Here is a 25,648-nt window from a genome sequence, read left to right as displayed (position 1 = left end):
TCAGGCAGACGGCCAGTGGGGGTGCGTTGACGGGAAGACAGGAGCGACCTTAGTCGCTCGGTGAAAAAATTATCGGCGGCGGAGGTGGATGGCGTCAGACCTCCGTTCGACGGCGAGGCCGAACAATATGGCGATCCGATCGGCGAAAGCGTCGGTCTGGCTGATATGGAAGCGGCCCGACACTTCGCGCGCGGCTATGTCGGTGTCGTCGATCACGATCGGCACCGCGGCGTAGCGATTGGCTTCGGCGACGAGCGCGCCGAGCTTGATCGATCGATACTCTGCCCACCCTTCGGTCCAGTCTGGCTGAATGACGGCAGCCAGCGCCGCGACAGGCTCCAACCGGCTATCGGGTCCATAGGCGAGGGCGCTTCCCGCCTTGAGGGGCATGGTCTGATCGACGTCTGCATCGGCGCGCACCTCTGCTGCGCCTCGGCGCAACGATGCGACCACGGTCCCCGATGCGGCGAGACTCAGATCGATTTCGGCATCATTTGCCGTCGCTCCTCCGCGCCCAGCCTCGATCCGGAGTGGGACATCGCCCGGCGCGACCGACAGTCGGACCCGGCCCCTCACGAGACGAACGCTTCGTTCGCCATGCGAAAAGGCCACGTCGAGCCGGCTGTCGGTGTCGAGCGTCGCGCGCGAACCGTCGACGAGCCGGAAGGTGCGAATCTCGCCGCGCTGCGTCTCGAGAGGTTCGGCGGCAAAAGCCGTCGCGCCGCCGTTTGGCTGGCCGGGAAAGGGCGCGCCTGCGGCCCCGATCGCGATGATCAGGAGCGCTAGCGCGGTGGCCGCCGCTCCCCATGTGAACCAGCCGCGCATCCGACCGCGGCGCGCTCCGGCATGCGTGGTTCCGTGGCGCTGTGACGTCTTGAGGATCGCAAGCGCCGCCATCCGCTTCTCGGCGCGCCGATAGGCTTCGCGATGTTCTGCAGATGCTTGTAACCACGCGTCGAATTCGCCGCGCAGCACCTCCGCATCCTCGCCGCGCATCTTGACGAGCCACGCCCGCGCGACCTCGTCGGTCGCATAATCGTCGTCGCCGGTCTTGGTCATTTCGCGCTGTCCACCACCTTTGCGATCCGACCGAGCGCCTTCATCATATGATATTCCACCGTCGCAATGCTGATGCCGAGCTGTTCATGTATCTCGCGATAGGAAAGCTCGTCCACCCGGTGCATCAGAAAGACACGGCGCGTCTTGGGCGGCATTGCGTCAACGGCTTTCTCGTAGAGCTCCAAAAGGTCTGCAGCCTCGAGATTCCATTCCTGTGTGGCGGGCGTCACGGCATCGCTCTCTTCGCGCAGCGAAAACAGCGCAATCGGCGCAGACTTGCGGCGGCGCGCCCGATCGATCAGGAGATTCTGCGCAATTCGGCGAAGAAAACCACCCGGGTTGACGAGGTGATGCCGTTGCTCGCTTCCCGCTGCCCGCGCAAAGACTTCCTGCACCAGGTCGGGTGCTTCCTCGGGTCCCGCCTTGCGACGCAGGAAATGAAAGAGCGACGAGCGGTGCGTGCGATACACCGTCTCCAGATCCTGTCCGATGACGGGCCGATGTTCGACCGGCGCCGGACGGTCGTCGGGATGCACATGGCAGGCCGACGACACCGAAAAGGGGTGGCGTAGCGGAGCGTCGTCGCAGCAGGTACAGGAAGACACAGCAATTGTTCCGAGGGCACGAGCAGAGCCATCCCGCCGTAGCCGGATGCCCGTCTCCCAGTGCTGTGCCGCCGTTCGGTCGCTTGTGCGATCCAGGGTCCGGTTCGGCCGCCGGTCCGGTCAAGGACTGGCGCATATAATGCCTGGCGAAATAGTCCGCGCGAAAGCTGCCAGCAATGCTCCAGCGCGCCCGAATCATGTCAATTGCGGGCGGCTGTGACAAGCAAAAGCGTCGATCCGGCAGTATTGGCCGCTCAAGACTGGCGGCCGGGATGCGCAGCTAGCGTCCGTGCATAGGAAGTGGCCTCGCGCGCGCGCCGCTCATGATAGCCAAGCAGCAGGCTCCGCATCTCGGTCTGCGGCGCGGCATCGAGAATGGCGGCCTCGAGCAATTTATATTCGGCCTCGACATCGCCAAGGATCGCGGCGTCGAAATGGCGCGAGAACTGGAGCCGGTCGCCGATTGCGGCGATGCTCGCCACGATCTCGGCATTCGAAGATCGATCCGCGACCGCGAGGAACAGATCGGCGATGCGATCGGGATAGGGCTGATCGGCACTCACCGGGATTGCCAGCCGATTTGGCGCCGTCGCGAGCGCGGCGAGTTGCAGGATCAGATGCAGCTCGAGCAGATCGCGAAACTCGGTCTCGGTAAGGCGGTGAACATGAAAGCCTTCGCCCGGCGTGAAATCGACCATGCGCTCGCCATTGAGGCGGTAGAGACTGTCGCGTACCGGGGTCATGCTGACCCCAAGCTCATCCGCGAGGCGCGCGGCCTCGATCCGGGAGCCGGTCGCCCACTCGCCCGTCATCAGCCGGCGCTTGATCGCCTCATAGGTCGGCTCGAACACATGCGCGGGACTCATGCGCCTGCCCTTTCGACGGCGGCAAAGGCGGCGACCGCCTCGGCCTGGTCGGGGCGCAGCGCGTCGATCGCGCCGAGATGAGCGGGCCTTTCATCCTTCAGCAGAACAGAGGGGCATTGGCCTTCATAATTGCCGAGATTGGGACGGTGCTGCGCATAACCGGCGAGCGCTGCCAGTTCGGGTGGAAAATGCCGCGCGACCTCGGGGGGATAGGCCAGCCACAAATTCTCATAGGGCTTGAGCCAGCCAAGGCTGTAGCTGACCAGCACGCCGCGCCTCACCTCCTTGCTGAGGTTCGTGCCCGCACCGTGCGCGGTGGATCCGAGGAAGCAGATCGCCGACCCCGGCTCGCATTCGGCGAATATCGGCTGGCCAAGATCGGTCTTTGCCATTCCCGCCGCCCCATGGCTGTTCGGGAAGATGCGCGTCGCGCCATTTTCCTTCGTGAAGGGCGTGAGCGGCCAGAGGACATTGACCAGATATTCCTGGGTGCCGTTGGCGCCGCGCCACATATCCTGGTCGCGGTGCGGAAACTGCCGGACTTCGCCCGGATGGATCTCGATCGCCTGGGTGAGGTTGAGCTGTATCCGGTCGCACCCGGTTCCGAGGATCGTCTCGACCGCGGGCAAGATGATCGGGTTCATCACCAGCGCGGCCATATGCTGCGATCGCTTGAGCAGGCAGCCGAAGCGCTTCGTGCGGCGACCATAGAAATTGCCATCGCAGAAGGGCGTCGCGTCGAAGATCGGGTCGAGATCCTTCGCCAGTGCGTGGACGCGGGCGATCGCCTCGTTGCGGACGATGCAATAGCCGGTGCGGCGCAATTCCTCGACCAGCATCGCGCTGACATCGGCTTCGGTAAGGTCCTTTTTCATAGCGCCGGCTCCCCGCCTTCCTCAAATTTGAGCATGAGCGGCGCATAGGTCCCCGTTCGTTTCAGGCCCGGGAGCGTGTCTTCGTCGATCGCAATGTTGAGCGCGACGATCCTGCACGCGTCATCTCGGTAGACGGGCCCCAGCGTGCGGCACGTCCAGCCGAATTTGCTGATACTGTGGTACCAGCCCGCCTCCGCAATCCCGACATAGTCGCTGATGCCATTGTGCAGGGCATGGTCGGCGAGCGCGGTCACGAGCTGGTTGCGGGCGTCGCGGCGCTCTGCGGGCGTCTGCGCGGGGTCGAGGCAGAAGCGGCTGATCTCCCAGATACGGGTGCCGGTCGGCGGGCCATCGGCGCAGAGGTGCGGATAGATGTCGCCGAGAAGGTGCGGCGCCGTGGTCGGCAGGAGGCGCGCCGAAGCGCGATGACGCAGATCGTCGGGGTCGAGCAGGATCAGATAGCGGGCGTCGGGCGTGTCGAACTGATCCAGCTCGAAACGGCCGTCGAGGACGGGCAAATCCCATTTGAGCTGGTCGATGAAGACCTGCTTTCGCGCGGCAAACATGCCGCGCAGCGCGGCATCCCCGGGCGCGTCGGGCGCCCGCGTCGATTGTTCGATCATGATGATTCCTTGGCTGTGGAGCCGGAATCAGACCATCGATCCTGCGCGGCGGCTATGCCCATTTCTGGGCAAGGATTTTGCGATTATGCGCGGCGCGTCAGTTCGGGCGCCACCAGTCGTAGATGTCCGAGAAGCCGATCAGTCCGTCGAACAGCGCGCACAGAATCAGCATCGAGCGGCAATGCACCGAATAGCGGTCGCGCGCCATCTTGAGGTGGCGCACGACCGTCTCTTCGCTGATCCCGAGAATATCGGCGATCTCGCCGGCGGTCTTGCCGCGCGCCGACCAGAGCACGCATTCGCGTTGCCGTTCGGTAAGCATCGGGCGTGGCCGTAAGGGAGAGGAGCCGATCAACTCGCGCGCCGAAGCGATGGCAATCGCGCCGAGGATTTCGGCGGCGTGGAGCATCTCGGCCGGAATGTCCGCGTGCGGACGGACCGCGAAGGAGCAGGTCCCCGATGCCTCGCCGGGCAAATGGCGAGGGACCGTGAAACCGTCACCGACGCCGCTCTCGCGTGCCACCGAAAGCAATTGGCGGTCGCCGCGGCTCAGCGGAATATAGCGATCGACGTGGCGCCATTCGAAGCCGGTCAGCGATCGCTCGCTGGCGCGGCGGATCGGATCGGTTCCGCTGAGATCGAAACCGACATAGACCTTGGCCCAGGCGTCGGGATAATTGTGCACGAGGATCGACGCCGGTTCGCCGGTTCCGCGCCGATCGAAGGCAAGCGCGAAATGGTCGAACCCCATTCGGCCCGCAGCCTTGGTCAGAGCGGCAAAGAGCTGCTCTTCTCGGTCTGCTCCTGTAAATTCCTGTGCGAGTTCCTCTGTCAGATAATAATGCTTCACGTCGTTCATCGGCCGCCGGCGCGTTCCCGACCCGCTCGCCTGCGGTCCGCTCCAACTATCGCCGCGGGCCTTTTCCTTTCGGCGCGGGCGAACGGGGGAATTTCCGACGGGTCCTCACGCCAGGTCCGGCCGCTGTTCCCGCAGCCTGGCGCACGGCGATCGATCGGTGAGCAAGATGTAACAGGCTGATAATCCGGGTAAAGGCCCCGGTCCCGACAATCGGACCCGCTTCTGGATCTATTCCTGTTGAACATGGCGGCTTGTCAGAGCAGCGACGGCGCTTCTGCAGGCGTCGCCTTGCGGCTGAACCAGGGCACTTCGGTGCGCTCGACGGCGAGGCGATCGGCAGGATATCTTGCGACCAGGGCCATCGCCTCTTCGGCAGGCGCGTGAAGCCAGGCATCATGATCTTCGGGGTGCAGGATAACGGGCATGCGATCATGGATGTGGAACAGTTCCTCGGTCGCATCGACCATCACGCCGGTATAGCAATCGCCCCATTCGTCGGTCGGCCGCCAGAGACCCGCCCATGCGGCAAGCGGCTGGTCGGTGACGCTGATCCAGGTTCGCGTCATCTTGCCCTTCTCGCCTTCGGCTTCGGCAAAGGAGGTGAAAGGGATGAGGCAGCGATTGGCGGGCGCGGTGAACCAGGGGCGCCAGAAGGACATCAGCTTGTCGTCGCGCGCATTGTTGACCGGCTTCGGCTTGCTGGTCGGTTTCATATGTTTGAGGCGCACCGGGAAGCCCCAGGTCATGGCCTGAAGAACGCGTTCGCCGCCGTCCCGCCTCACCACGAAACCCTGTCCGCCGGGATAGACATCGCCGGGCGATGCGTTGGTGGCCTGCGGCCGACGCGATTTGAAATAGGATGCCACCTCGTCGACCGTCGAATTCAGCGTCACCAGGTTGCACATCGGGCGGCCCTTCGTCAGGCCGCTCCGAGCAGGTCGTCGAAATTCTGCTGGATCGGCGGCGTGATCCTGAAGCTATCCTTGAGGAAGGGCCGCAACAAGTCCAGCGGCGGTCGCCTTCCCATCAGCCAGTCGAAAAGATCGTCAGGATGAACCACCCCGACATGGCGGTCTTTATGATGGGCAAGATCGGCATAGGCGGGGACGGTGAGCGCCGCGAAACTGTCGGGCCAATCGCGGTTCCCGGGACGCCATGTCGCGGCGATGCATAGGAAGGGTTCGCCGATGAGGCTTGCCGAATAGACCGTCTTGCCGCGCTTCACCAAGCCGAACTCGTTGGCAAGCAGCAGGCACGGGCGGTCGATGATCGCGGTCTCGGACTTGAGCAGCGGAATCTGGAAGATGTCGGGATCACGCGACGGCAGTCCCCAGTGAAGCTCCTTCTCGCGCTCCTGCTGTCCATCCCAGATCATCACGCGATGGCTCTTGCCAATTCCCACCAGGGCGTCGTCATTCTCGATGTCCATCGGACAGTCTCCTAGGCCCGGAAGCGGCTCAGCGCGCGCTTCCATTCGCGTTCGTCGGGCATGGGCAATTGGATATCGTCCTTGCTCGGCGCGACCAGTTCGAGCCGGATCGGCCGAATACGTTTGCCGGTCCGTGCCTTGCAGCGCGCGCACCAGAATTTCTCACGCGCCTTGCCAAGATCATCGTCCCACATCTTGCGCTGGAACTTCCACCACAGACCATAAGGATCGAAGGTCGCGCTATGGCCGCAGCGGCACACGGGCCTGACCGCCTGATACCATGCCGCCGCCTCGAACAGATGCGTCGCACGCCGCCCGCCTTCTCTGGTCCAGCCGCCCACGTCACAGCGAAAGCCCGAGCTGGTCGATATGCGCGGGCTCGGGGCTTCCACCCACGCTCTCGACGATGACGCGGGCGAGCTCGAACGCCGCTTCGACGCGCATGTGACTTGTAGGTGCGGTGAGGCCCACGCGCGCCCAGCCGGGAGCGGCAAGCAGGGTTTCGGCGACTCGGGCGGTATCGATTCTGTCCATGCCCATATGAGAACATAGGAAGAACAACATGGCAAGCCCGCTGCGCACGGCTGGGCCTGTCCATGATCCCCGGTCCCGCGGCGGCAGGCCGCCGCGAGCGAGCGCGAGGGTTGCCGGACCGCGTGGCGGACGGAGTGCGGCGAGAGAGGCTCGCTGCCGGTCCGCTGCGGAGAAGCGAAATGAACCATCAAGCAAAGCCTTGCCGCCGCGGCAAAGATTCCGGGGGAAGGATCGCGGCATGAAACTGCTCACTCCCGACATCGCCGCCGCGCTCGCTGCCAATGCTGCCGCAAGGCACGATGCGATCGCGCGCGGCGCGCGCGAACCCGATCCCAAGCCCGTCGTGCGCTTCTTCAGCCCCGTCGGCGCCGCCACCTGGCTCGCAACCGAGATCGATGCCGACGGCATATTGTTCGGTCTTGCGGACCTGGGGTTCGGTTGTCCCGAACTCGGCAGTTTCTCGGCCACCGAACTCGAGGGGGTGCGCCTGCCCTTCGGGCTCGGCATCGAGCGCGACCTCCACTTCGAGGCACGCCATCCCCTGTCGGTCTATGCCGAAGCGGCGCGCGCGGCGGGCTCGATCATCCTTGGCGAGCAGCGCCTGCATGCAGCGGCGCGCCGGCTTTCGGGGCGGGGCTGAGGCCGCGGGCTTTTTCGGGGCCGCCGGCGGCGGCCCCGTTCGAGGAAGAGGGAAGCCGGGGCTTCATGACGGGTTTCAGGAGCCGGGAGAGTGTCTCGCGGCGGCCCGTCATGGAGAAGGCCCATGGCCAAATCGCTTCCGAAAATCACCCTCGCCCCGTCGCGCGACATTCCTCTCGACCGCTTGCGCCTGTCGCAGTCCAATGTGCGGCGCGTGAAGGCAGGCGTATCACTCGATACGCTGGCGGCGGACATCGCCCGCCGCGGATTGCTCCAGAGCCTCAACGTGCGGCCGCTGCTCGATGGCGAAGGGCAGGAAACGGGGCAGTTCGAAATTCCGGCCGGAGGCCGGCGCTTCCGCGCGCTCGAGCTGCTGGTGAAGCAGAAAAGGCTCGCGAAGGACGCGCCGATCCCCTGTGTCGTGGGCGGTGCGGCCAATGACATACTCGCCGAAGAGGACAGCCTCGCTGAAAACAGCTTTCGCGAGGCGCTGCATCCGCTCGACGAATTTCGCGCGATGCAGGCGATGGTCGAGAAGGACGCCGGCATCGAGGAAATCGCCGCGCATTTTCACACCACCCCCGCCGCGGTGCGCCAGCGCCTGAAGCTCGCCAGTGTCTCGCCCAGGCTGCACGCGCTTTACGCCGAAGAGGCGATGACGCTCGATCAACTCATGGCCTTCACCATCGCCGAGGATCATGCGCGGCAGGAAGAGGTCTGGGAGCAGCTCGAGCATAGCTTCAACAAGCCGGCGACCTGGATCCGCCAGAAACTCACCGAGAACACCGTCCGCGCGGGTGACAAAAGGGCGCGCTTCATCGGACTCGACACCTATCTCGAAGCGGGCGGCAGCATCGCGCGCGACCTGTTCGAATCCGATGGCGGCGGCTGGCTCACCGACCCCGCGCTTCTCGACCGGCTCGTCGATGCCAAGCTGAAAGCCGAAGGTGCGCGCATCCTCGCCGAGGGCTGGAAATGGGTGACGACCGCTATCGACCTGCCGTGGGACGCGACGCGCGGGTTTCGCGAGATCGACCGCGAAGAGGTCGCGATGACCGAAGCGGAAGCAGCCCGCGTCGCCGAGCTTGAAGCCGAAGGCGAGGGACTCGGCGATGAATGGGCCGATGCGCACGACGTGCCCGACGAGGTGCATGCGCGGATCGAGGCGATCGATGCCGAACTCGGTGCTTTGGTCGACCGTCCGCTTATCTTCGCTCCTGAGGACATGGCGATGGCGGGGGCATTCGTCTCGCTCGACCGCGATGGGTCGGTGCGCGTCGAGCGCGGCTTCGTGAAGCCTGAGGATCAACTGCAGGGGGGACTCGGCGACGACAGCGCGTCGGGGCCGGGCGACACCACGCGCTCCACCGGCAGCGATGGCGAACCCGTGAAGGCTCAGGATGACGCCGAAGGTGCCGAAGAAGCGGGCGGGCTGCGCCCGCTCCCCGACCGTCTCGTCTCGGACCTCACGGCCTGGCGCACCCTCGCGCTGCAGGACAGGGTCGCGCAAGACCCGGCGCTCGCCTTCGCCGCCGTTCTCCACGTCCTCGTGCTGGGCTGTTTCTTCAGCTTCAGCCGCGAATGCTGTGTCCAGATCGCGGCGAACCGGGTCTCCTTTTCCAACGCCCCGAGCGGTTTGCGCGATTGCGCGCCCGCACAGGCGATCGACGCTCGCGCGGCGGCATGGAAGGAGCGTCTGCCGCAGTCGGACAAGGAAGTGTGGAGCTTTCTGCTCACTCTCGATGGGGAGGAGCAGTCGCAGCTCCTGGCGCATTGCGTGTCGCTCTGCGTCAACGCCCAGGCCGAAGTCGTTCCCAAATATGACAATGGCCGCATCTCGGCGCATGGCGTCGAGCGACGGATCGCCCACAGCCATATCCTCGCGCTGGCCGCGGGGCTCGATGTGCATGGCGCGGGGTGGCGGCCGACCGCGGCAGGCTATTTCAGCGGTGTGACCAAGCCGCAGATCCTCGCCGATGTCGCCGAGGCGCGTGGTGACGAAGCTGCCCGGATGATCGGCCATCTCAAGAAAGCCGACATGGCCCGCGAGGCCGAGCGGCTGGTCGAAGAAACGACCTGGCTCCCGGCGCCGATGCGAACGCCGGGTATGGACGACATCGATCCGAACGGCGGTAAAACGGCGGTGCCCGTCGATGCCGACGAGGGCGATCCTGGCGTCGCCGAACTGCCCGTCGCGGCCGAGTGAGCCATCTGGCGGGGGCGTAGCTCCCGCCAGATTTTCTTCACGGCGCAGCCGCATCCGGGAAAGTCGCCCTTTGACGGCTTGACGCGATCCGGGGCCGGTCACGGCCCGCAGTCCGGACGCTGACCCCGACCCTCGCTGACCCTGCGCCACCCCAACAGCAATGCGGCCCGTGCTCGCTCCTCTTCGGGGCCCGCGCGCGGCTGCGCGGAGTCCCATCCATGGCACAGTTCCAAATCCTTTGCCCGCACTCGGAAGCCGAGTGGCGGCCGGTTACGATCGAATTCCTTTTCGCACCCAATGGCGACCAGCAATATCTCTGGTCCTCGTTCGACGAAGCCGAAGCCGCGCGGCAGCAGCTTCTCCTCCGCGCGCCCGATGCGCAGCTCCGTATCGCGCTCGCGGGCGCCGAGATCGGCGACGTCGACTGGCCGGTTCGCGAAAAGCTGCGCTTCGCCGACGGCACCTATGCGCCGACGCCCTGGCACGAGGAGCCCTGGTATCAGGAGAAGCATGACGAGCATTTCTGCCATGTCTCGACCGAGCAGGCGGGCAAGATCGCTTTCACCGAGAATGCCGCGAAGGGTGAGGTCGACCGGCAGCTCGTCATGTCGCCGGGCCGCTATCTTCATCGCTTCTTCTCGGCCCATCTCGACAACAATGCGATCGAGGGCTGGTGCGCCCGGCTCTCGGTTCAACTCGCGGAAGATGCGCTCAAGATCACGCAGGACGCCGACGAAATCGAGGAGGTTTATGTCGGCGGTCCCGGCAGCTGCATGTCGCATGGCGCAGGCGACTTCGAGAGCTATTGCCACCCGGTGCGCGTCTATGCCGGTCCCGACACGGCGCTCGCCTATATCGGCGCCCGCGACGATGCCCGCGCGCGCAGCGTGGTGTGGCCCGAGCTCAAAATCTACACCAGCATCTATGGCGATGTATCGCGGCTCAAGCTGCTGCTCGAAAATGCGGGGTACGCCAAGGGCAGCCTCAATGGCGCGCGCATCCGGCGGCTCGTCGACGGCGGGAGCTTCGTCGTTCCCTATATCGATGCCGGCGATGACCTCGCCGACGACGGCGAATATCTCATCATCGGTCATGGTGAGATCCCCTCCGAGAATACCAACGGCCTGGGGGACCGATGCTGGTACTGCCCGCGGTGCGACCGCGAAACGACGCCGCACGAGGATGTGTATTTCGGCGACGGCTCGTCGGAAGAATGGTGCTACAATTGCTTCACCGATCACACGGTCTTCTGCGCGCATAATGAGCGCAGCTACAGCGATGCCGAAACCTTCATCACGGTGCTCGCCGATGGCGATGAGCATGACGTGCTTGACGGTTATGTCGAGGCGTTCGGTGCGGTGTACATCGAAGATCGCGGCGAATGGTGGCTCGCGATCTGCTGCCGGCAATGCGACGCCTCGGGCGAATGGTATCATGCGGCCGATCTCATCGAATATCATGGCGAGTGGCTTTGCGCCGATTATCTGCCCGATCCCTTCGACGATGACGATCCCTCGCTCGCCAATGCCCATGTCCTCGCTCGCGACTGGTTCCGGTACGAAATGTCCGCGATCGAAATCGAGGTCGCCAAATGGCAGGCAGCCGGGGAGCGTGCCCGCGAAGAACGCCTGAGGCGCGAGCAAGAGGCGGCCGAACGCCTTCGTCTCGACACGATGCAATCCCCGCCGCTCGAACCCTTCGCCGGCGGATGCGCCCACGGCAATTCTCCCGAAACGCCAGGCTTGGCCGATGGCCTCGCCCCCGCCGTCGCGGCGTCCGTGGCCGCGATGGCCATCCCTTGCCAGACAGGAGCCTGATCCATGACCCATGACCTTGCAGGCCGCGCCGGCCTCCTCGAAATCCTGTCCTGGGCACGGCCCCATGACAGTGCGACCGAACGCGCCTTTTGCCGCGAATATCTCGACCGGGTTCCCGGCATGCGCGCCGACGCTTTCGGCAACCGGATGCTGGAAATCGGCGATCGCCCGCGCACATTGTGGAGCTGCCATGTCGATACGGTCGCGGCCGTCGGCGGGCACCAGGCGGTGGGCGTCGACGAATATGGCATCGCGCAGCTGTGCGACGGAAAGGCGGGCATGTCGCTCGGCGCCGACGATGGCGCGGGCCTCTGGATCATGCTCGGCATGATCGCGGCCGCGCGTCCCGGGCTCTACCTCTTTCACCGCGGTGAGGAGCAGGGATGCCTCGGCTCGCGCTGGATCGAGCGCCATACGCCCGAACTGCTCGCGGACATCGACGCGGCGATCGCCTTCGACCGTGCGGGGCTTGGCGATGTCATCACCCACCAAAGCTATGGCCGGACATGCTCCGACGCCTTTGCGACCAGCCTCGCGTCGGCGCTCAATCGGCAGAACTCGGGGTTCCGCTATGCCCCCGACGACACGGGCGCCTATACCGACACCAACGAATATGCCGACATCGTCCCCGAATGCACCAACCTGTCGGTGGGCTATCAGCGTCAGCATGGGCCGCGCGAGACGCTCGATGTCGTCCATTGCGAGCAATTGCTCGATGCCATGCTCGAGCTCGATGCGTCGCAGCTGGTGATCGAGCGCGATCCTTCCGTCCAGGAAGATGTCGGCTTGTGGTTCGACCGCGGGCGTGGCCATGGCGACGATTTCGTCGAAGCCGTTGCCGATCACCCGGCGCTTGCGGCGTGGATGCTCGAGCAATGCGGCGTCAGCTACGATGATTTCCAGATGGCGCTCTGGGCCGAGGAAATGGACGATGATCCGGCTTATCGTCCGCTCGTGCCGACCTGATGCGCGGCATCCGCCGACTTAACTTGTGGGACGATATGGTCCGCCATGATCGGACTGGTCTCGACGCCGTCCGTTCCGCGGGGCGCGCCGCTGGACGCCCGGGCAGGTCATGCTTGATTCTGAAGTCCCGCTTGTGAGAAAATGACGCTCAACGCGCTGGCAGGGGCTGCCGGTGCCGAGCTGTCCGTGCGGATCGCCGATCGCCTCACGATCGCCTTCTGCGCGGGCGCAAGGCCTTGGAAGGAGCCCCGCATGGAAAGTCCAGCCCGTGAAATGGCGCGCCGCCTCGCCGAAAATGCCGAGGCGGTGTGCCGCCACTATCTCCCCAACGGCCGCCGCGAAGGCCGATACTGGCTTGTCGGCGATGTTCGGGGAACGCCCGGTCGCAGCCTTTACCTGTTGCTGTCGTCGTCCGGTGACGCGCGCGGCCGCGCCGGCAAATGGACCGATGCCGCGAGCGGCGAACATGGCGACCTGCTCGATGTCATCGCCGCCAGTTGCGGTCACGCCGATTTGCGCGAGACCCTCGCCGAGGCGCGGCGATTTTTGAGCATGCCGATGTCGATGCCGCAGCCGGCGGGGTCTCAATCGCGGCGCTCGCGCAAGGCGTCGACGGGAACGCCTGCGGCGGCGCGGCAGCTTTGGGCTGCGTCGAAGCCGATATCAGGAACCTTGGCCGCTGCTTATCTCTTATCGCGCGGGATCGATATCGACCCAGGCAATGGTGCGATCCGCTTTCATCCGCGCTGCTATTACCGGGCAACAAGCGATGACCCGCCCGATGTCCGTGCCGCCTGGCCGGCCATGATCGCCGCGGTGACCGACGACGCCGGTCAAATCTCCGGCGTCCATCGCACCTGGCTCGATCCGGCGGGAGGCAAGGCGCCCGTCGCCTGTCCCCGCCGCGCGATGGGAAATCTCCTTGGGCATGGCGTGCGGTTCGGACCCGCTGCGGACGTCATGGCCGCTGGCGAAGGTATCGAGACGATCCTGTCGCTACGCGAGGTGCTGCCGGGCATGCCGATGATCGCCGGTCTGTCGGCGGCGCATCTTGCCGCCATCCATTTCCCCGAACCGCTGCGCCGTCTCTATGTCGCGCGCGACGACGACGCTGCCGGGTCCTGGGCGATGAAGACCTTGATCGAGCGCGCCGAGCCACTTGGGATCGAGATCGTTCCGCTCGATCCGCGGCTCGACGATTTCAACAGCGATCTTCTTCGGATGGGCCGGCAAGAGATGGCGGCCCGGCTTCGCGCCCGGCTGATGCCGCTCGATGCGGCCCGCTTCCATGTCCGAAATATATAGTGCTATTTCGGACATCGGGATCACCGCTTCATCTAACGTCCGACCGTTTTGGCCATTGCTTCCCTGCGGAGGCCGCACCTCCGGCCTTCGCTGGAGGGCGACTGCGGCGACGGGTGCGGGCACCGCAATGGCGGATGCGCGGCTATTTTCCGCCGGGGCTGCGCCCCTTTGCATCGCGAAACAAAATAGCCGCGCCCTCGCCATCCTCCGCTGAAGCTTCGGCCGCGCGTCCCGCGCGGTGCGGACCCGCACCCGCCGCCGCGGGGGCGTCGCCGCGAAGGCCGCGAGAGGCGCGGCTACCAGAAGCGAGGCATGACATGAGCGACCTGTCAGACTTTTCCGAACGCGGCGAGCCCGCCGAGCCCGGCGCCAGCGCACATCTCCTCCAGGAAATGCAGCTCTACGGCTATCGCCCCTTCGAGGACGAACCCGACGGGCGGCCGCTTCCCGATGATCGGCTCGCCGGCGGCGCCGTCGCCGACATCTTCGATGCACTCGCGGGCTGCCTCGTCGACACCAGGATCGAACCCGATCTCGAGGATTTGCTCTGGGGCGTCGTCAATCTCTTCCATGGCGCTGGCACGCGGATCGAGCGCGATCTCGACCGCAACGAGGCGGCGCAGCGCGATCTCCAGCGCGAGCAGGATGGCAGCGAAATCCGTTCGGTCGAACTCGAACGCGCAATCGCCGAGGGCATCACCTTGATCGAGCGGCGCGACGCCATGGAATTTTTCCGCGAATGCGCCGCCGAACATTATCGCATGCACGCCCGCAAGGCCTGGGTCCCGCGCACCGGGTCGCGCATCCGCCATCAGGCGATGACCGCGGCGATGATCGACAGCCGCGACTTCATGGACCGCCGCCTCCGCGAAAAGGCCAAGGCGCTGATCCCCGAGGGCACCCGCATCGCCTTCAGCGGCGGACCCTCGTGCAACGATCACCGGCATATCTGGTCGGCACTCGACAAGGTTCATGCCCGTCATGCCGATATGGTTCTGCTCCACGGAGCGACGCCGACCGGCGCCGAACGCGCCGCCGCGTGCTGGGCCGACGCCCGCAAGGTGCCGCAGGTGGCTTTCCGCCCCGACTGGAACCGCGACCGGAAAGCCGCCCCCTTCAAGCGCAACGAGCGCATGATCGACGCCATGCCCGCCGGGCTCATCGTCTTCTCGGGCACCGGTATCCAGGACAATCTCGTCGACAAGGCGCGCGCATTCGGCATTCCGGTCTGGGATTTCCGCATCCGCGAGGCACCATGAGGTGTCGATCTGGACCCGACCATGCTTGCCATCGGGCGAGCTTGTGACCACAGAAGGAAGGAACGATGCGTAACGATCTCGATCATCTTCCGGCAAGCAAGCAGCGCGAACTCGAGCGCGTGAAGGCGATCATCTTCGAAGAATTCGAAGATGCCGTCGCGCTTTCGACGATGGGCTGGAAGAAGAAGGGCCGGATCGACAAGATCATCTTGTACGGAAGTTATGCGCGCGGAGGTTGGGTCGACGAACCCCACACCGCCAAGGGCTATCGTTCGGACTTCGATCTGCTCATCATCGTCAACGACAAGCGCCTCACCGACAAGATCGACTTTTGGTCCAAGCTCGAGGATCGGCTGACCCGCGAGCTTGCGATCGACAAGACGCTGCACACGCCGGTGAATTTCATCGTGCACACCCTGCAGGAGGTGAATGACGGGCTGGCGCATGGGCGCTATTTCTTCATGGACGTCGCGCGCGACGGGATCGCACTCTACGAATATGACGACAAGGCATTGCACACGCCCAAGCCGAAGACGCCCGAGCAGGCGTTGGCGATGGCGAAGGAATATTTTGAGGAGTGGTTCCCCCTCGCCATGCAGCGGTTCGAATTGTCTGCGATGGGACGGGAGAAGGGCTACCTAAAGCCAGCCGCTTTCGATCTGCACCAATCTTCCGAATTTCTGTACCACTGCGTCTTGCTGGTCTGCACCTTCTACACCCCGCATGTGCACAACCTCGGGTTCCTGCGAACGCAGGCGGAACGGATCGACATGCGGTTGGTGGACGCATGGCCCCGCGCGTTGAAGGCCGATCGCTCACGCTTCGAGAAGCTGAAAGAGGCTTATGTGAAGGCCCGCTACTCGAAACATTATCGCATCGGCGAAGCGGACCTGCTGTGGCTCGCTGCGCATGTCGAGGAGCTCGGCCGCGCGGTGCATGCGATCTGTTCGGAGCGCATCGCCGAACTGGAGGCCCGTATTCCGACGGCCTGATGTGCAGTGGCGGCCTTGGCAGGGCCTTTGGGCGTGCCTTCCTTTGTCCGGATGATGTCGGGGTGGAAGGGTCCTATTTCGTGTTGCGCTGCAACGCTTGTTATTGATTTGTTCGCTTGCCTACCCTATGTGGGCATCAATCGCACCCGCCCGGCCTCTGTCCGCAAGGATATGCACACTGGGCGGGTCTTTTATTTTGGGCGCCGTTGACGCATGACGATGGTCAATGTCACGCGCCTATTCCAAACCGACTCTCACTTACACCCAGCAAATCGCTCATCTCCGGGCAAACGGCATGATCGTTGCCGACGAGCCGGCGGCCGAGGCGTGGCTCCGTCATGTGAGCTACTACCGGCTGAGTGCCTACTGGCTTTATTTCGAACATCCGAAGGGACAGGCGGGACCGCGCTTCCTTCCTGGCACGACATTCGAACGCGTCACCGCCCTCTATGATTTCGACCGGCTACTCCGGCGCCTCTTGATGCGCGGCACCGAGCATGTCGAAGTGGCCTTGCGCGGGAGTTGGGCTTATCATCTCGCCGGGCTCGGCGACGGACACAGCTATCTGGACGCCAGTCTTTATAGCGATCGCACCGATTATCATCTTCGCCTCTCGAAACTAGCCGGCGAAGTGGGGCGTTCGAACGAGACCTATATCAAGCATTATCGGCAAAACTACGATCTGCCCGCTTTGCCGCCGGTCTGGATGGTCGCAGAAATGATGTCCTTCGGTCACCTCTCACGCTGGTATTCGAGCCTCGCAGACCGCGCTCTTCGAACGCGCATCGCCGCGCCCCTTGGTCTTCCGGAGACCGTTCTCGTGCCCTTAGTCCGCCATGTGACGGACATCCGTAATATCTGCGCGCATCACGGTCGGCTGTGGAACCGGGGCTTCCTCACGCCTCCGAAGCTCGCGCAAAAGCCCAAATCCCTACAGGCGACCATCGATCAGAACGCGACTCAGGCACCCGCCAAGCTTTACAATGGCATCTGCATGATCGGCCACGTCATCAATACCGTGGCGCCGGATTCCACCTGGCTTGCCGATGTGGCGGCGCACATCGTGACCCATCCCGAGGGCGACATGCGATCGATGGGCTTTCCTGTGAACTGGCTGCAGCGGCCACTTTGGCAAGTTTGATGGGCAAGACGACTGGTCGGCTTTGCGCCCAAGCCCGGCCATTCACCGCCAGCGACGCGTGGCCCAAAACCAGTCGTTCGCAAATGGGCCATTATAGCAGTGGCCGGACGTCCGATCTCCCACGAAACCTAACAGCTGCGAGAAACGCCCTTATCTTTGGAACGCGAGAACTTGCCCCATGCCCGTTCGCTGCCCCACCACAGAGCGGCAAACCCGCCAAGCGTGACTCCGCCCAGAATACCCCAGCCATGTGGCCCCAGCGGCAGCATCCCAATCGCGTAGGCGACGACCAGTATCGCCATCCCAATCAGGAACGGTCCGGTGAAACGGCAATGAGTCCGGCCGCACCGTCTGGCGTTCATGATACAAGCCGCACCCATGGAGGCCAGCATGACGGTCCAGATGACCGCGCGGGGCGTAGGTTCCAGCCACATGGCGGCCAGCATGGCTAGGCCGGGAATAGCCCAGAGCCCGACAAGCGTGCGCCAGTTACCCGACCAATCCCCGGCGCCGCTGGCGGGATCGGAACCGCGCGGGCTACTCATGTCATCTCACCGCCGCGACGCGACCGAGCAATCTTATCCTGCACAGCAGGACAGCCTTTTCACATCCCGATCGAATGTCTGCGCAGCCAGCTTCAGTCCTTCGACCGTGGTCAGATAGGGGAAGATCATCTCCGCCAGATCGTCGATCGTGAGGCCGCAGCGGATCGCCATGGCGGCGGTCTGGATACTGTCCGCACCTTCCGGCGCCAAGATATGCGCGCCCAGCAGTTTGCGGGTCCGGCCATCCGCAACCAGCTTGATCAGGCCGCGCGTGTCGCGAGCCGCCAATGCGCGCGGAACATTCTCGAGCGGGAGGGTCGAGGTTCGCGTTGCATATCCTGCCGCGATAGCCTGCGCTTCGGTGAAGCCGACACTGGCTACCTGCGGATCGCTGAATACGACGGCCGGCATGGCCGAATTGTCGTACCGCAGGCTATCGCCGTTCAAGGCGTTCTTGGCGGCGATCTTTGCGCCATAGGCTGCCATGTAAACGAACTGGTCTCGGCCCGTCACATCGCCGGCGGCATAGACGCCGCGCACCGAGGTTCGCATATGGTCATCGACAATGATGGCACCGCTGAGCGTCTGCTTCACCCCTGCCTCGATGAGACCGAGGTCCTCCACATTCGGGGCGCGCCCGGTCGCTACGAGAAGGCGCTCCGCGACGATGGTTTCGGCGACCCCGTTGCGCAGGACGGTGAGCGCAGTGCCCCCTTCCGCCGTCTTGTGGGCCGACTGATAGGCGAGGTCGCCCAGAACCGTGATGCCTTCGCTCGAAAGATAGTCGGTCAGCGCGGCACCGATCTCCGGCTCCATATCGGGGAGAAGGCGGCTGCGGAAAACGAGCGTCACGTCGACGCCGGCGCGGGAGAACATCTGGGCGAGTTCCACACCGATATAGCCGCCCCCGAGGACGATCATCGATTTCGGCAACTCGGTCAGGTCGAGCGCGGTAGTGCTGTCGAGCGCATCGACGTCCGGAAGGCCCGGGATAGCCGGCACCGCCGGACGCGTACCTGTCGCAATCACGATCCGGTCAGCGGTGAACCGCCTTCCACCGGCCTCGACGCCATTTTCGACGAGCCGCGCCGTGCCTTCATGGTAGGCGATATTATTGTAGAGAGGCAGGAGATCCGCATATTTCGCCTGACGAAGGCCCGAGACGAGCGAGTCCTTTTCGGCGATCACCTTGCCCCAATCGGCCATTCGTGCCCCGGCCTCGACACCGTTGAACCGCATCGGCGCGGCATTCGCGTGGTGAATGCTCTCGACCGCGCGGATCAGCGCCTTGGAAGGAACGCAGCCGACGTTGACGCAGGTTCCGCCGATGGTGCCGGCACCGATAACGGCGACTTGGGCTCCTTGCTCCGCCGCGGTAATCGCGGCCGAGAACCCAGCCGAGCCGCCGCCCACGACGATAAGGTCGTACTTCTTGGCCTGAGAGCCGTCGCCCCGATTGCAGCAATCACTCATGATACGACTTTCACTTGCGGACTCGGGAAGGGTAGCCAGCGTTGGTGGTCGCCGCGATCAACGCCGCGGTGCTGGTCTTGGCGTCGTCATAGGTGACCGTCGCGGTATGCGTTTTGGCCGACACTTCGACAGCGGTCACGCCGGGTACGCGCGACAGGCTCTTTTTGACGGTGGGAGCGCAGGTCACGCAGGTCATGTTCTCGACCGCCAAGGTGGTGGTCCGGATTGCGGCAAAGGCCGGCCCGGATGCGAACAGCGCAGCCGCGGCCGCGAACAGGGTAAGCTTCTTCATCATGGTCTCCTTGTTCAAAGGTCGAGGAATAGGGGGGCGAGATAGGGGAAGAGGACGGCGAGTCCGATCAGCGCCGTTGCAAGCCACAAGGCCGTCTTTGCCAAGCGGTTGGAGGAAGGCGTGCCGCACTCGCCCTCGGCGCAGACCACGCGCGGCTGACGATAGATCCGCCAGAACCCGGCGGCCAGGAAGGCGATCGCCACCGCCAGGAAGATGGGCTGATAGGGGGCGAGCGCGGTCAGGTTGCCGATCCATGCGCCACTGACGCCCAGTGTGAAGAGCACTAGCGGGACGATGCAGCAAGAGGCCGCGCCGAGCGCGCCCAGACTTCCTCCAACAATCGCTATCCACGCACCACGTCTGGAAGCCGTTTTCGGCTGGGTCATTTTCTGTTCTCCGAATCACGTTGTTGACCCTAGATAGGATCTGTAGCGGCTACAGGTTCAAGAGGTATTTCAGCATGGATCGGAAAAATCTGCAGGACACAGCGCCCCGGCTCCCCATCGGAGCACTGTCGCGGCGCACCGGATGCAACATCGAGACGATCCGCTATTATGAGAAAATTGGCCTGCTCTCCGCGCCTGCGCGCAGCGACGGCGGTCACCGGCTCTATGGCTATGGTCATCTCATGCGGCTCGGCTTTGTGCGGCGCGCGCGGGAACTGGACTTCACGCTGGACGAGATCCGCGCGCTGCTTCGGCTGGCCGAGGACCGCGATCGCCCATGCACCGAAGCGCGCGAGGTCGCCGTGGTCCATCTGACCGACATTCGTACCAAGATCGCGGATCTTCAGGCCATGGAGTCGGTGCTTGCCGAAACCGTCGTGCGATGCGCGGATGGCAAGACCCCGGAATGCCCGCTGCTGGAAACGCTATTCGGTTCGATCGATCCGTCTGCCCGGCCTCCTGCCGGCTAGCCGCCGTCGGCCAGCACAGACCAATGTCGGTTTTCGCAAGGACGACGCTTTGGCGAAGCTCAATGTCTGCTTCTTTCATTTTCAGTCCGAAAGCCGACAGGCTGGAAACGTTGAGAGTTTCAGACGCCGCCAGGCGTCAGAAAGTCTTCGGTGCCCGAACCGCGGTGGTCATGAGCCGAGCTATGGGGAAAGCTGTTTTGCGCTGATGGTGGGGTAGCCGGGCGCAGCCCAAAAGCGGACGCTTCCGGTAGCGGAGCGTCTGGATATGGGTCGAAAAAGCGGACGTGCAAAAGCAGACGGGCCGATTTTGGTGGTGTGACGTCTGCTTTTGAGCAGGGCCAGCGCAAGCGGGTCCGCTTCCAGGCGCGGGTCTGCCCTGGATGGTGTTGGCGATAGGCCGTGCCGGGTCACGGCGCCTGTATCCCGGATGACGGTGCCGGAGAGGGCGGCGCACGCGGGAGGTAGCGGCGCTCGAAAACCTCGATGATGATCATGGTGCCGCCACAGCAAGGGCATAGCGGTTGAGCTTTGAGGTCGGCGGGTTGATCGTCGTCTGGTGAAGGTGCGACGCTGAGCAGGCGGCGAGCGCGTTCGAGATGATACTTGCGCCTGGCGCTGGCGAGCAGTCCATAGTGGCGGATCCGATGGAACCCACGCGGCAGGGCGTGGAGGAGAAAGCGGCGGATGAACTCGTCAGCAGCGAGCGTCATGACCTGCTGCCGTCCGGCGCCGGACTTGCGGTAATCCTTGTAGCGGAAGGTGACCCCGACCTCATCGAACCGGAGAAGGCGGCTGTTCGATATCGCGACCCGGTGGGTGTAGCGTGACAGATAGGCGAGCACCGCCTCGGGCCCAGCGAACGGTGGCTTGGCATAGACGACCCAGCGCTTCTTGCGGACCGGCGAGAGGTGCCGCAGGAACGCGCGTCGTTCGGCGAGATGCGTGAGGCTGCCAAAGAGGGCGAGCTGCCCGCGGTCATGGAGCGCGCGCAGCCGGGTTAGGAACAGGCGTCGGAACAGGGCACCAAGCACGCGGACCGGCAGCAGGAAGGCGGGGCGTGCGGATATCCAGCGTGTTCCATCGCGCGAGATGCCGCCGCCGGGCACGATCATGTGGATATGGGGATGATGGGTCAGCGCCGAGCCCCATGTGTGGAGGACGGCGGTGATGCCGATCCGGGCGCCGAGGTGCTTCGGGTCGGCGGCAATCGTCAGCATCGTATCGGCCGCCGCCTTGAACAGCAGGTCATAGACGAGCGCCTTGTTGTGGAAGGCGATCGCGGCGACCTCGGCAGGCAGCGTGAACACGACGTGGAAATAGCCGACCGGGAGGAGGTCGGCCTCGCGGGCCTCGAGCCAGGTGCGTGCAGCAGCGCCCTGGCACCTCGGGCAATGCCGGTTGCGGCAACTGTTGTAGGCGATCCGCCAATGCCCGCAGTCGGTGCAGGCTTCGACATGGCCGCCGAGCGCGGCGGTGCGGCAATGCTCGATCGCCGACATGATCTTGAGCTGATGCAGGCTCAGATGCCCGGCATGGGCCATGCGATAGGCAGGCCCCGCGGCGCGGAAAATGTCGGCGACCTCGAGTGAGGCGCGCATCGGCCTCAGCCGTCGGGCGCCTCTTCGCTCGGCGATGCGAGCGCGAGCCTGTCGAGCGGGCTGACGATCGAGCGAACGGTCTTGGTGGCAACCTGCGTGTAGAAGGCGGTGGTGTTTAGCTTGGCGTGGCCGAGCAGCGCCTGGATGACGCGGATATCGACGCCGTCCTCGAGCAGGTGGGTGGCGAAGCTATGGCGGAGCGTATGCGGTCCGACGCGCTTGTCGATATCGGCGGCCTCGGCGGCTTCGACGACGACGCGGTAGAGCTGACGCGTGCTGATCGGAGCTGCGGCGCTCTGTCCGGGGAAGAGCCAGCCGTCGGGGACGAGGATGCCCTGTTGCCGCCCCGCGCGCCACCAGTCGCGCAGGAGCAGAAGCAGCCCTTCGGGCAGCATAGCGTTGCGGTAGCGACCGCCTTTGCCGCGCTCGATCCGCAGCAGCATCCGCTTGCTGTCGATATCGCTGACCTTCAGCGCCGACACCTCGGCGACGCGCAGCCCCGCGCCGTAAGCGACCGACAGCGCCGCCTGGTGCTTGAGCGAGCGGGTCGCATCGAGCAGCCGCTTCACCTCGGCCATCGTCAGCACGACCGGGATCTTGCGAACCTGCCTGGTGCGGATCAGCTTGCGCGCGAGGTCGGGGCGGTCGAGCGTGTGCGTGAAGAAGAACCGCAGCGCGCCGACGATGCTGTTCATCGTTGGTGCGGGGACGCCCGCCTGTTGCTGCTCGATCTGGAACTGCCGGACATCCTCGGCGCTCGCGGTGTGGGGCGAGCGCCCGAGCCAGGTCGCGAACCGTCCGACATCGCGAAGATAATTACGCTGCGTCTCCTTCGAGAAGCGGCGCATGGTCATGTCGTCGATCAGGCGCTGGCGCAGCGGGCTGATCGGGCCAATCTGGATAAGCTCGTTCATCGTTCGACTCCTCAGGTAAAGGAGCCGAAAGGGTCTGCCTGCGGCAGCCCACGTTCAATCAGGTGCGGCGATCGCTGGGCCGCTTTACATCGAGGCTAGCACCAATCCGCGCAGCGGTTCGTGCAGCGGCCAATTTCGCAGGGGCTTCCGTTTGTCGATTTGCCTGACTATCGCAGCATTCATGACAAAGCGGCCCACCATATCGGAGCGAGTGGCAGGACTGGTCCGCAGGATGGACGGGACGCCGCTTTGCGACGAATGTATCGCCGTCCGGCTCGACCTTTCGTCGATCGCACAGGCGAGTGTCGCTACCAGTTCGGCGAGCGGGCCCGGAGGCTTCGAGCGGTTGAGAGGCCCCTGCGGCCTCTGCGGAGAGCCAGGGCCGGTCATCCGCTACAACGGTTGAACGTCCGGAATCCGGCCGGCCAAATCGAGCGCGGCTGAATTGGGCGTGCTCTGGCGCCGCCGGGCGGCGCCAGGGGCCGCGCGTTGTTTTGGGCCGCGCGGCGCACTTGGCTCGCTATCCTTGCCGGGCGGCGGCTGGCCCCCAGGCCCGCGCGCACGCCGCCCGGCCGCGGGCTCGCCAAGAGCGCCTTCTTCTCGGGCGCTTCGCGCCGGCGTCGAGGCCCTGTGGAATGATTGCAGGGCCTGGGCGGCAATTGTCGCCCTGCTTTGCTCCAAGACATCCGGCCCTCTCCGCCGTCCGCGGTCGCACTGTGAGTCGCACCACTTTCTCTTGTGGGTCGCGGGGAAAGGCCCTTGCGGGATCTCGGCGACCGAGCCCGCCGGGACCAGACGGAGCTTCGCGCGTCGGCTGGTTTTGGGCAGCGGTGGGCAACGCTCCCTGGCCTGCCCGAGGTCACCCCCTCCTTTCGCCTGTTTGCGGGTCCGGCTCGCCTTTGGCCGTCAACCCCATGCGGGGTTCGCCCTCGCGTGCCGCTCGGTGACGGCAGCTCGCGGCCCCTTCTTCCGGCGCCATCGGGGATGTCCCCCGAGCAAGCGAAGGAGATTTGATATGCCCACCATTGCCAACCTCAACGTCAAGGCCGACGGCAGCTTCGAAGGCACGCTGGCCACCCTCAATGTCACCGCGCCGATCGCGATCGTGCCGAATGGCCGCAAGACCAAGGAAAACGAGCCCGATTACCGCATCCTCAGCCGCAAGAACGGCTTCGAGCTCGGCGCCGGTTGGAAGCGTTTCTCGCAGAGCAACGGCGCCGAATATGTGTCGGTCACCATGTCGGCCCCCGAATTCGGTACCATCTACGGCAATGTCGCCAATGCGCCGGGCGATGATGCGATGAAGAAGGTCATCATCTGGAACCCGCCGGCCTGACGGCCATCCGGCTCCGCCTTCGGGCGGAGCCGGTTTCTCTTTCTGTCGATGGACGGCCGTTTTCGGGCCGCCGTTCGGCATGTTTGGCCCGGCAGGCCCTTGGCCAACTGGGGAACTGCGCAGGGGTTCTGCCTGACGGGCCGCATGTCGCGGGGCTTCGAAAATTATGATCTGATCGGCGTGGTGGATCGCTGGTTTGGCGTGTCGGGGAGTATTCGGTCAGGCGCCGGGAAGCGGAAGCAAGGGGGCGATGGGGCGGCATGGGGGCTGCCGCATGGGCGCGGGCCATCCCCGCTCTCGATTGCCGCTGATCCCTTGGCCGAGGCCTGGCCTCCCCCAATCAACCCGTAAAGGGTCCCCACGCTGCGCTCGGGCCGCGGCTTTGCCGCGATGATTGCGGCCAGTCCCCTTCCGGCGGGGCGCCTGTCGAGCGGGAATGGCCCGCTCCCAAGGACAGGAGTTCATCCCATGCCGCTTACCACCGCCCAATCGCTCGGCTGGAACCTCGCCCGGACCATGATGACCGTGATCATCCTTATCGAAACCAGCGCCGGTTATTCTGTGATGCCGCTCGACGAATTCGATGGCGACCCCGAAACGATCCTCTGCGAATATGACCCCTTCAATCGCTGACCCTTTGAAAACAGGTCCAGATTGGGGCCGGTTCGGGTTCATCCCCGGACCGGCTTCTGCTATGCTTCGCGTGCAGGTTGCGCTGTGGAGGTGGTGGCGGGCGCGTCCGACAGGAGGACGTTCATGACCCTGATGCTCATACTCGGCGCCATCGCGGCGCTCTACTGTCTCCGGCTTCTCTTTCGCAGCGCCAAGTTCGCGCTGCCCGTCTGCGCCGCGATCGCCCTCGGCTTCGCGTTGCGCGATCTCGGCTTTGGCTGGTTGACGATCCTGGGTTCGGCGCTGATCGCGGGATTTGCCGTTCTGCCTCTTGGCCGGCGGTTGGTCGGCGGCACGGCCCCGCTCCCCGTGAAGCTCTGCGTCATCCTGATGTTTGTCGGCGCTGCGGCCTTTGCCGGCTATCAAGCGGGGACCGCACTAGGCATTTTGGGCGGGCTTGAAGAGGGAGCGGAGCATGGCCTCGCATTCCTGTCGGGCCTTTTGACCGGCTATGCGAGCTGGCGCGACCTTGTGTCGCCTGCGGTTTCAGCCGAGCGACCGGCCATGTCCGTCTAGGCCGACTTCCCCCCTTCCATCTTCGCTCTCCTTCCCGGCCGATTGCCGATGCGTCCGTCCGGCGGACCTCCTGTCGCGATCTCTCGACATGCGCCATCTGTCAGCGGAACGCTTTGCTGACCGGCTCGGTGCAACGGCGCGCACCCGTCTTTCTTCCCCCGGCGTGCCGCCGTTCCTCGCGAAGCAAGAAAGACGGGTGCGCGCCGTCCTC

28 protein-coding genes are annotated in these 25,648 nt (G+C 64.8%); 12 read left to right on the top strand and 16 right to left on the bottom strand.

Annotation, left to right across the window (positions count from 1 at the left end):
* Positions 1–69: 69 nt before the first annotated feature.
* The 10 genes from U0S50_RS15625 to U0S50_RS15580 form a co-directional block, all read right to left on the bottom strand.
* Positions 70–1,059: a FecR family protein gene (locus tag U0S50_RS15625; protein ID WP_322309606.1), complete on the bottom strand. Its 990-nt coding sequence runs from the start codon at positions 1,057–1,059 to the stop codon at positions 70–72.
* On the bottom strand, positions 1,056–1,664 hold the full coding sequence (locus U0S50_RS15620) for an RNA polymerase sigma factor (RefSeq protein ID WP_322309605.1): 609 nt from the start codon (positions 1,662–1,664) through the stop codon (positions 1,056–1,058). Before U0S50_RS15620 ends, U0S50_RS15625 begins: the two co-directional genes overlap by 4 nt.
* A 254-nt stretch (positions 1,665–1,918) precedes the next feature.
* The gene (locus U0S50_RS15615; RefSeq protein ID WP_322309604.1) at positions 1,919–2,530 is read right to left on the bottom strand and encodes a GntR family transcriptional regulator; all 612 of its coding nucleotides are present in this window, start codon (positions 2,528–2,530) and stop codon (positions 1,919–1,921) included.
* Entirely contained in the window at positions 2,527–3,405 is an 879-nt protein-coding gene (locus tag U0S50_RS15610) for a phytanoyl-CoA dioxygenase family protein (protein ID WP_322309603.1), read from the bottom strand. Before U0S50_RS15610 ends, U0S50_RS15615 begins: the two co-directional genes overlap by 4 nt.
* Positions 3,402–4,028 (bottom strand): acyl-homoserine-lactone synthase, encoded by a 627-nt coding sequence (locus U0S50_RS15605; protein ID WP_322309602.1) that lies wholly within the window; start codon positions 4,026–4,028, stop codon positions 3,402–3,404. The genes U0S50_RS15610 and U0S50_RS15605 overlap by 4 nt, the downstream gene beginning before the upstream one ends.
* Before the next feature lie 97 nt (positions 4,029–4,125).
* Positions 4,126–4,887 (bottom strand): LuxR family transcriptional regulator, encoded by a 762-nt coding sequence (locus U0S50_RS15600; protein ID WP_322309601.1) that lies wholly within the window; start codon positions 4,885–4,887, stop codon positions 4,126–4,128.
* 254 nt (positions 4,888–5,141) lie between these two features.
* The gene (locus U0S50_RS15595) at positions 5,142–5,792 is read right to left on the bottom strand and encodes an SOS response-associated peptidase (protein WP_322309600.1); all 651 of its coding nucleotides are present in this window, start codon (positions 5,790–5,792) and stop codon (positions 5,142–5,144) included.
* Positions 5,793–5,806: 14 nt separating this feature from the next.
* A complete protein-coding gene (locus U0S50_RS15590; protein WP_322309599.1) occupies positions 5,807–6,316 on the bottom strand; it encodes a hypothetical protein in 510 nt (169 codons plus the stop codon).
* 11 nt (positions 6,317–6,327) lie between these two features.
* Complete coding sequence (locus U0S50_RS15585; protein WP_322309598.1) at positions 6,328–6,708, bottom strand: hypothetical protein; 381 nt, start codon at positions 6,706–6,708, stop codon at positions 6,328–6,330.
* Complete coding sequence (locus U0S50_RS15580) at positions 6,659–6,850, bottom strand: DUF6771 family protein (protein WP_089216810.1); 192 nt, start codon at positions 6,848–6,850, stop codon at positions 6,659–6,661. Before U0S50_RS15580 ends, U0S50_RS15585 begins: the two co-directional genes overlap by 50 nt.
* Before the next feature lie 238 nt (positions 6,851–7,088).
* On the opposite strand from U0S50_RS15580, the gene U0S50_RS15575 reads away from it, so the two are divergent.
* From U0S50_RS15575 to U0S50_RS15540, 8 genes are all read left to right on the top strand, one after another.
* Entirely contained in the window at positions 7,089–7,490 is a 402-nt protein-coding gene (locus U0S50_RS15575) for a DUF2958 domain-containing protein (protein WP_322309597.1), read from the top strand.
* Positions 7,491–7,613: 123 nt separating this feature from the next.
* Positions 7,614–9,695, top strand: a complete 2,082-nt coding sequence (locus tag U0S50_RS15570) for a ParB/RepB/Spo0J family partition protein (protein ID WP_322309596.1) — start codon at positions 7,614–7,616, stop codon at positions 9,693–9,695.
* Between the two features lie 218 nt (positions 9,696–9,913).
* Complete coding sequence (locus U0S50_RS15565) at positions 9,914–11,512, top strand: hypothetical protein (RefSeq protein WP_322309595.1); 1,599 nt, start codon at positions 9,914–9,916, stop codon at positions 11,510–11,512.
* Positions 11,513–11,515: 3 nt separating this feature from the next.
* A complete protein-coding gene (locus U0S50_RS15560; RefSeq protein ID WP_322309594.1) occupies positions 11,516–12,478 on the top strand; it encodes a M28 family peptidase in 963 nt (320 codons plus the stop codon).
* A gap of 252 nt (positions 12,479–12,730) precedes the next feature.
* Entirely contained in the window at positions 12,731–13,783 is a 1,053-nt protein-coding gene (locus tag U0S50_RS15555; RefSeq protein WP_322309593.1) for a toprim domain-containing protein, read from the top strand.
* 317 nt (positions 13,784–14,100) lie between these two features.
* Positions 14,101–15,042: a DUF2493 domain-containing protein gene (locus U0S50_RS15550; RefSeq protein ID WP_322309592.1), complete on the top strand. Its 942-nt coding sequence runs from the start codon at positions 14,101–14,103 to the stop codon at positions 15,040–15,042.
* A gap of 65 nt (positions 15,043–15,107) precedes the next feature.
* A complete protein-coding gene (locus U0S50_RS15545) occupies positions 15,108–16,034 on the top strand; it encodes a nucleotidyltransferase (RefSeq protein WP_322309591.1) in 927 nt (308 codons plus the stop codon).
* Between the two features lie 295 nt (positions 16,035–16,329).
* Positions 16,330–17,175, top strand: a complete 846-nt coding sequence (locus U0S50_RS15540) for an Abi family protein (RefSeq protein ID WP_322309590.1) — start codon at positions 16,330–16,332, stop codon at positions 17,173–17,175.
* A gap of 128 nt (positions 17,176–17,303) precedes the next feature.
* Here the strand turns inward: U0S50_RS15540 and U0S50_RS15535 are convergent, their stop codons facing one another.
* The 4 genes from U0S50_RS15535 to U0S50_RS15520 are packed head-to-tail and all read right to left on the bottom strand — an operon-like array spanning position 17,304 to position 19,871.
* On the bottom strand, positions 17,304–17,720 hold the full coding sequence (locus U0S50_RS15535) for a hypothetical protein (protein WP_011542785.1): 417 nt from the start codon (positions 17,718–17,720) through the stop codon (positions 17,304–17,306).
* Between the two features lie 33 nt (positions 17,721–17,753).
* Entirely contained in the window at positions 17,754–19,193 is a 1,440-nt protein-coding gene (gene merA, locus U0S50_RS15530; protein ID WP_011542784.1) for a mercury(II) reductase, read from the bottom strand.
* Between the two features lie 10 nt (positions 19,194–19,203).
* Positions 19,204–19,488, bottom strand: coding sequence for a mercury resistance system periplasmic binding protein MerP (merP, locus tag U0S50_RS15525; RefSeq protein ID WP_317154158.1), 285 nt, complete (start codon positions 19,486–19,488; stop codon positions 19,204–19,206).
* 11 nt (positions 19,489–19,499) lie between these two features.
* Complete coding sequence (locus U0S50_RS15520; protein WP_011542782.1) at positions 19,500–19,871, bottom strand: mercuric transporter MerT family protein; 372 nt, start codon at positions 19,869–19,871, stop codon at positions 19,500–19,502.
* Between the two features lie 74 nt (positions 19,872–19,945).
* Here U0S50_RS15520 and U0S50_RS15515 point away from each other — a divergent pair, with 74 nt between their 5' ends.
* Complete coding sequence (locus tag U0S50_RS15515) at positions 19,946–20,401, top strand: helix-turn-helix domain-containing protein (RefSeq protein ID WP_322309589.1); 456 nt, start codon at positions 19,946–19,948, stop codon at positions 20,399–20,401.
* 407 nt (positions 20,402–20,808) lie between these two features.
* Here the strand turns inward: U0S50_RS15515 and U0S50_RS15510 are convergent, their stop codons facing one another.
* Positions 20,809–21,999, bottom strand: coding sequence for an IS91 family transposase (locus tag U0S50_RS15510; RefSeq protein WP_067113795.1), 1,191 nt, complete (start codon positions 21,997–21,999; stop codon positions 20,809–20,811).
* Between the two features lie 5 nt (positions 22,000–22,004).
* Positions 22,005–22,913 (bottom strand): tyrosine-type recombinase/integrase, encoded by a 909-nt coding sequence (locus U0S50_RS15505; RefSeq protein ID WP_067113797.1) that lies wholly within the window; start codon positions 22,911–22,913, stop codon positions 22,005–22,007.
* A gap of 1,015 nt (positions 22,914–23,928) precedes the next feature.
* Here U0S50_RS15505 and U0S50_RS15500 point away from each other — a divergent pair.
* The 3 genes from U0S50_RS15500 to U0S50_RS15490 all read left to right on the top strand — a co-directional run bounded on the left by U0S50_RS15500 (position 23,929) and on the right by U0S50_RS15490 (position 25,437).
* Positions 23,929–24,249 (top strand): DUF736 domain-containing protein, encoded by a 321-nt coding sequence (locus U0S50_RS15500; protein ID WP_322309588.1) that lies wholly within the window; start codon positions 23,929–23,931, stop codon positions 24,247–24,249.
* A 468-nt stretch (positions 24,250–24,717) separates the two neighbouring features.
* On the top strand, positions 24,718–24,882 hold the full coding sequence (locus U0S50_RS15495) for a hypothetical protein (protein WP_322309587.1): 165 nt from the start codon (positions 24,718–24,720) through the stop codon (positions 24,880–24,882).
* A 123-nt stretch (positions 24,883–25,005) separates the two neighbouring features.
* Positions 25,006–25,437 (top strand): hypothetical protein, encoded by a 432-nt coding sequence (locus tag U0S50_RS15490; RefSeq protein WP_322309586.1) that lies wholly within the window; start codon positions 25,006–25,008, stop codon positions 25,435–25,437.
* Positions 25,438–25,648 lie beyond the last annotated feature (211 nt).

The sequence above is a fragment of the Sphingopyxis sp. genome (assembly GCF_034380315.1).
Classification (GTDB): Bacteria; Pseudomonadota; Alphaproteobacteria; order Sphingomonadales; family Sphingomonadaceae; genus Sphingopyxis.
This window is presented reverse-complemented; position numbering and strand designations above follow the sequence as displayed.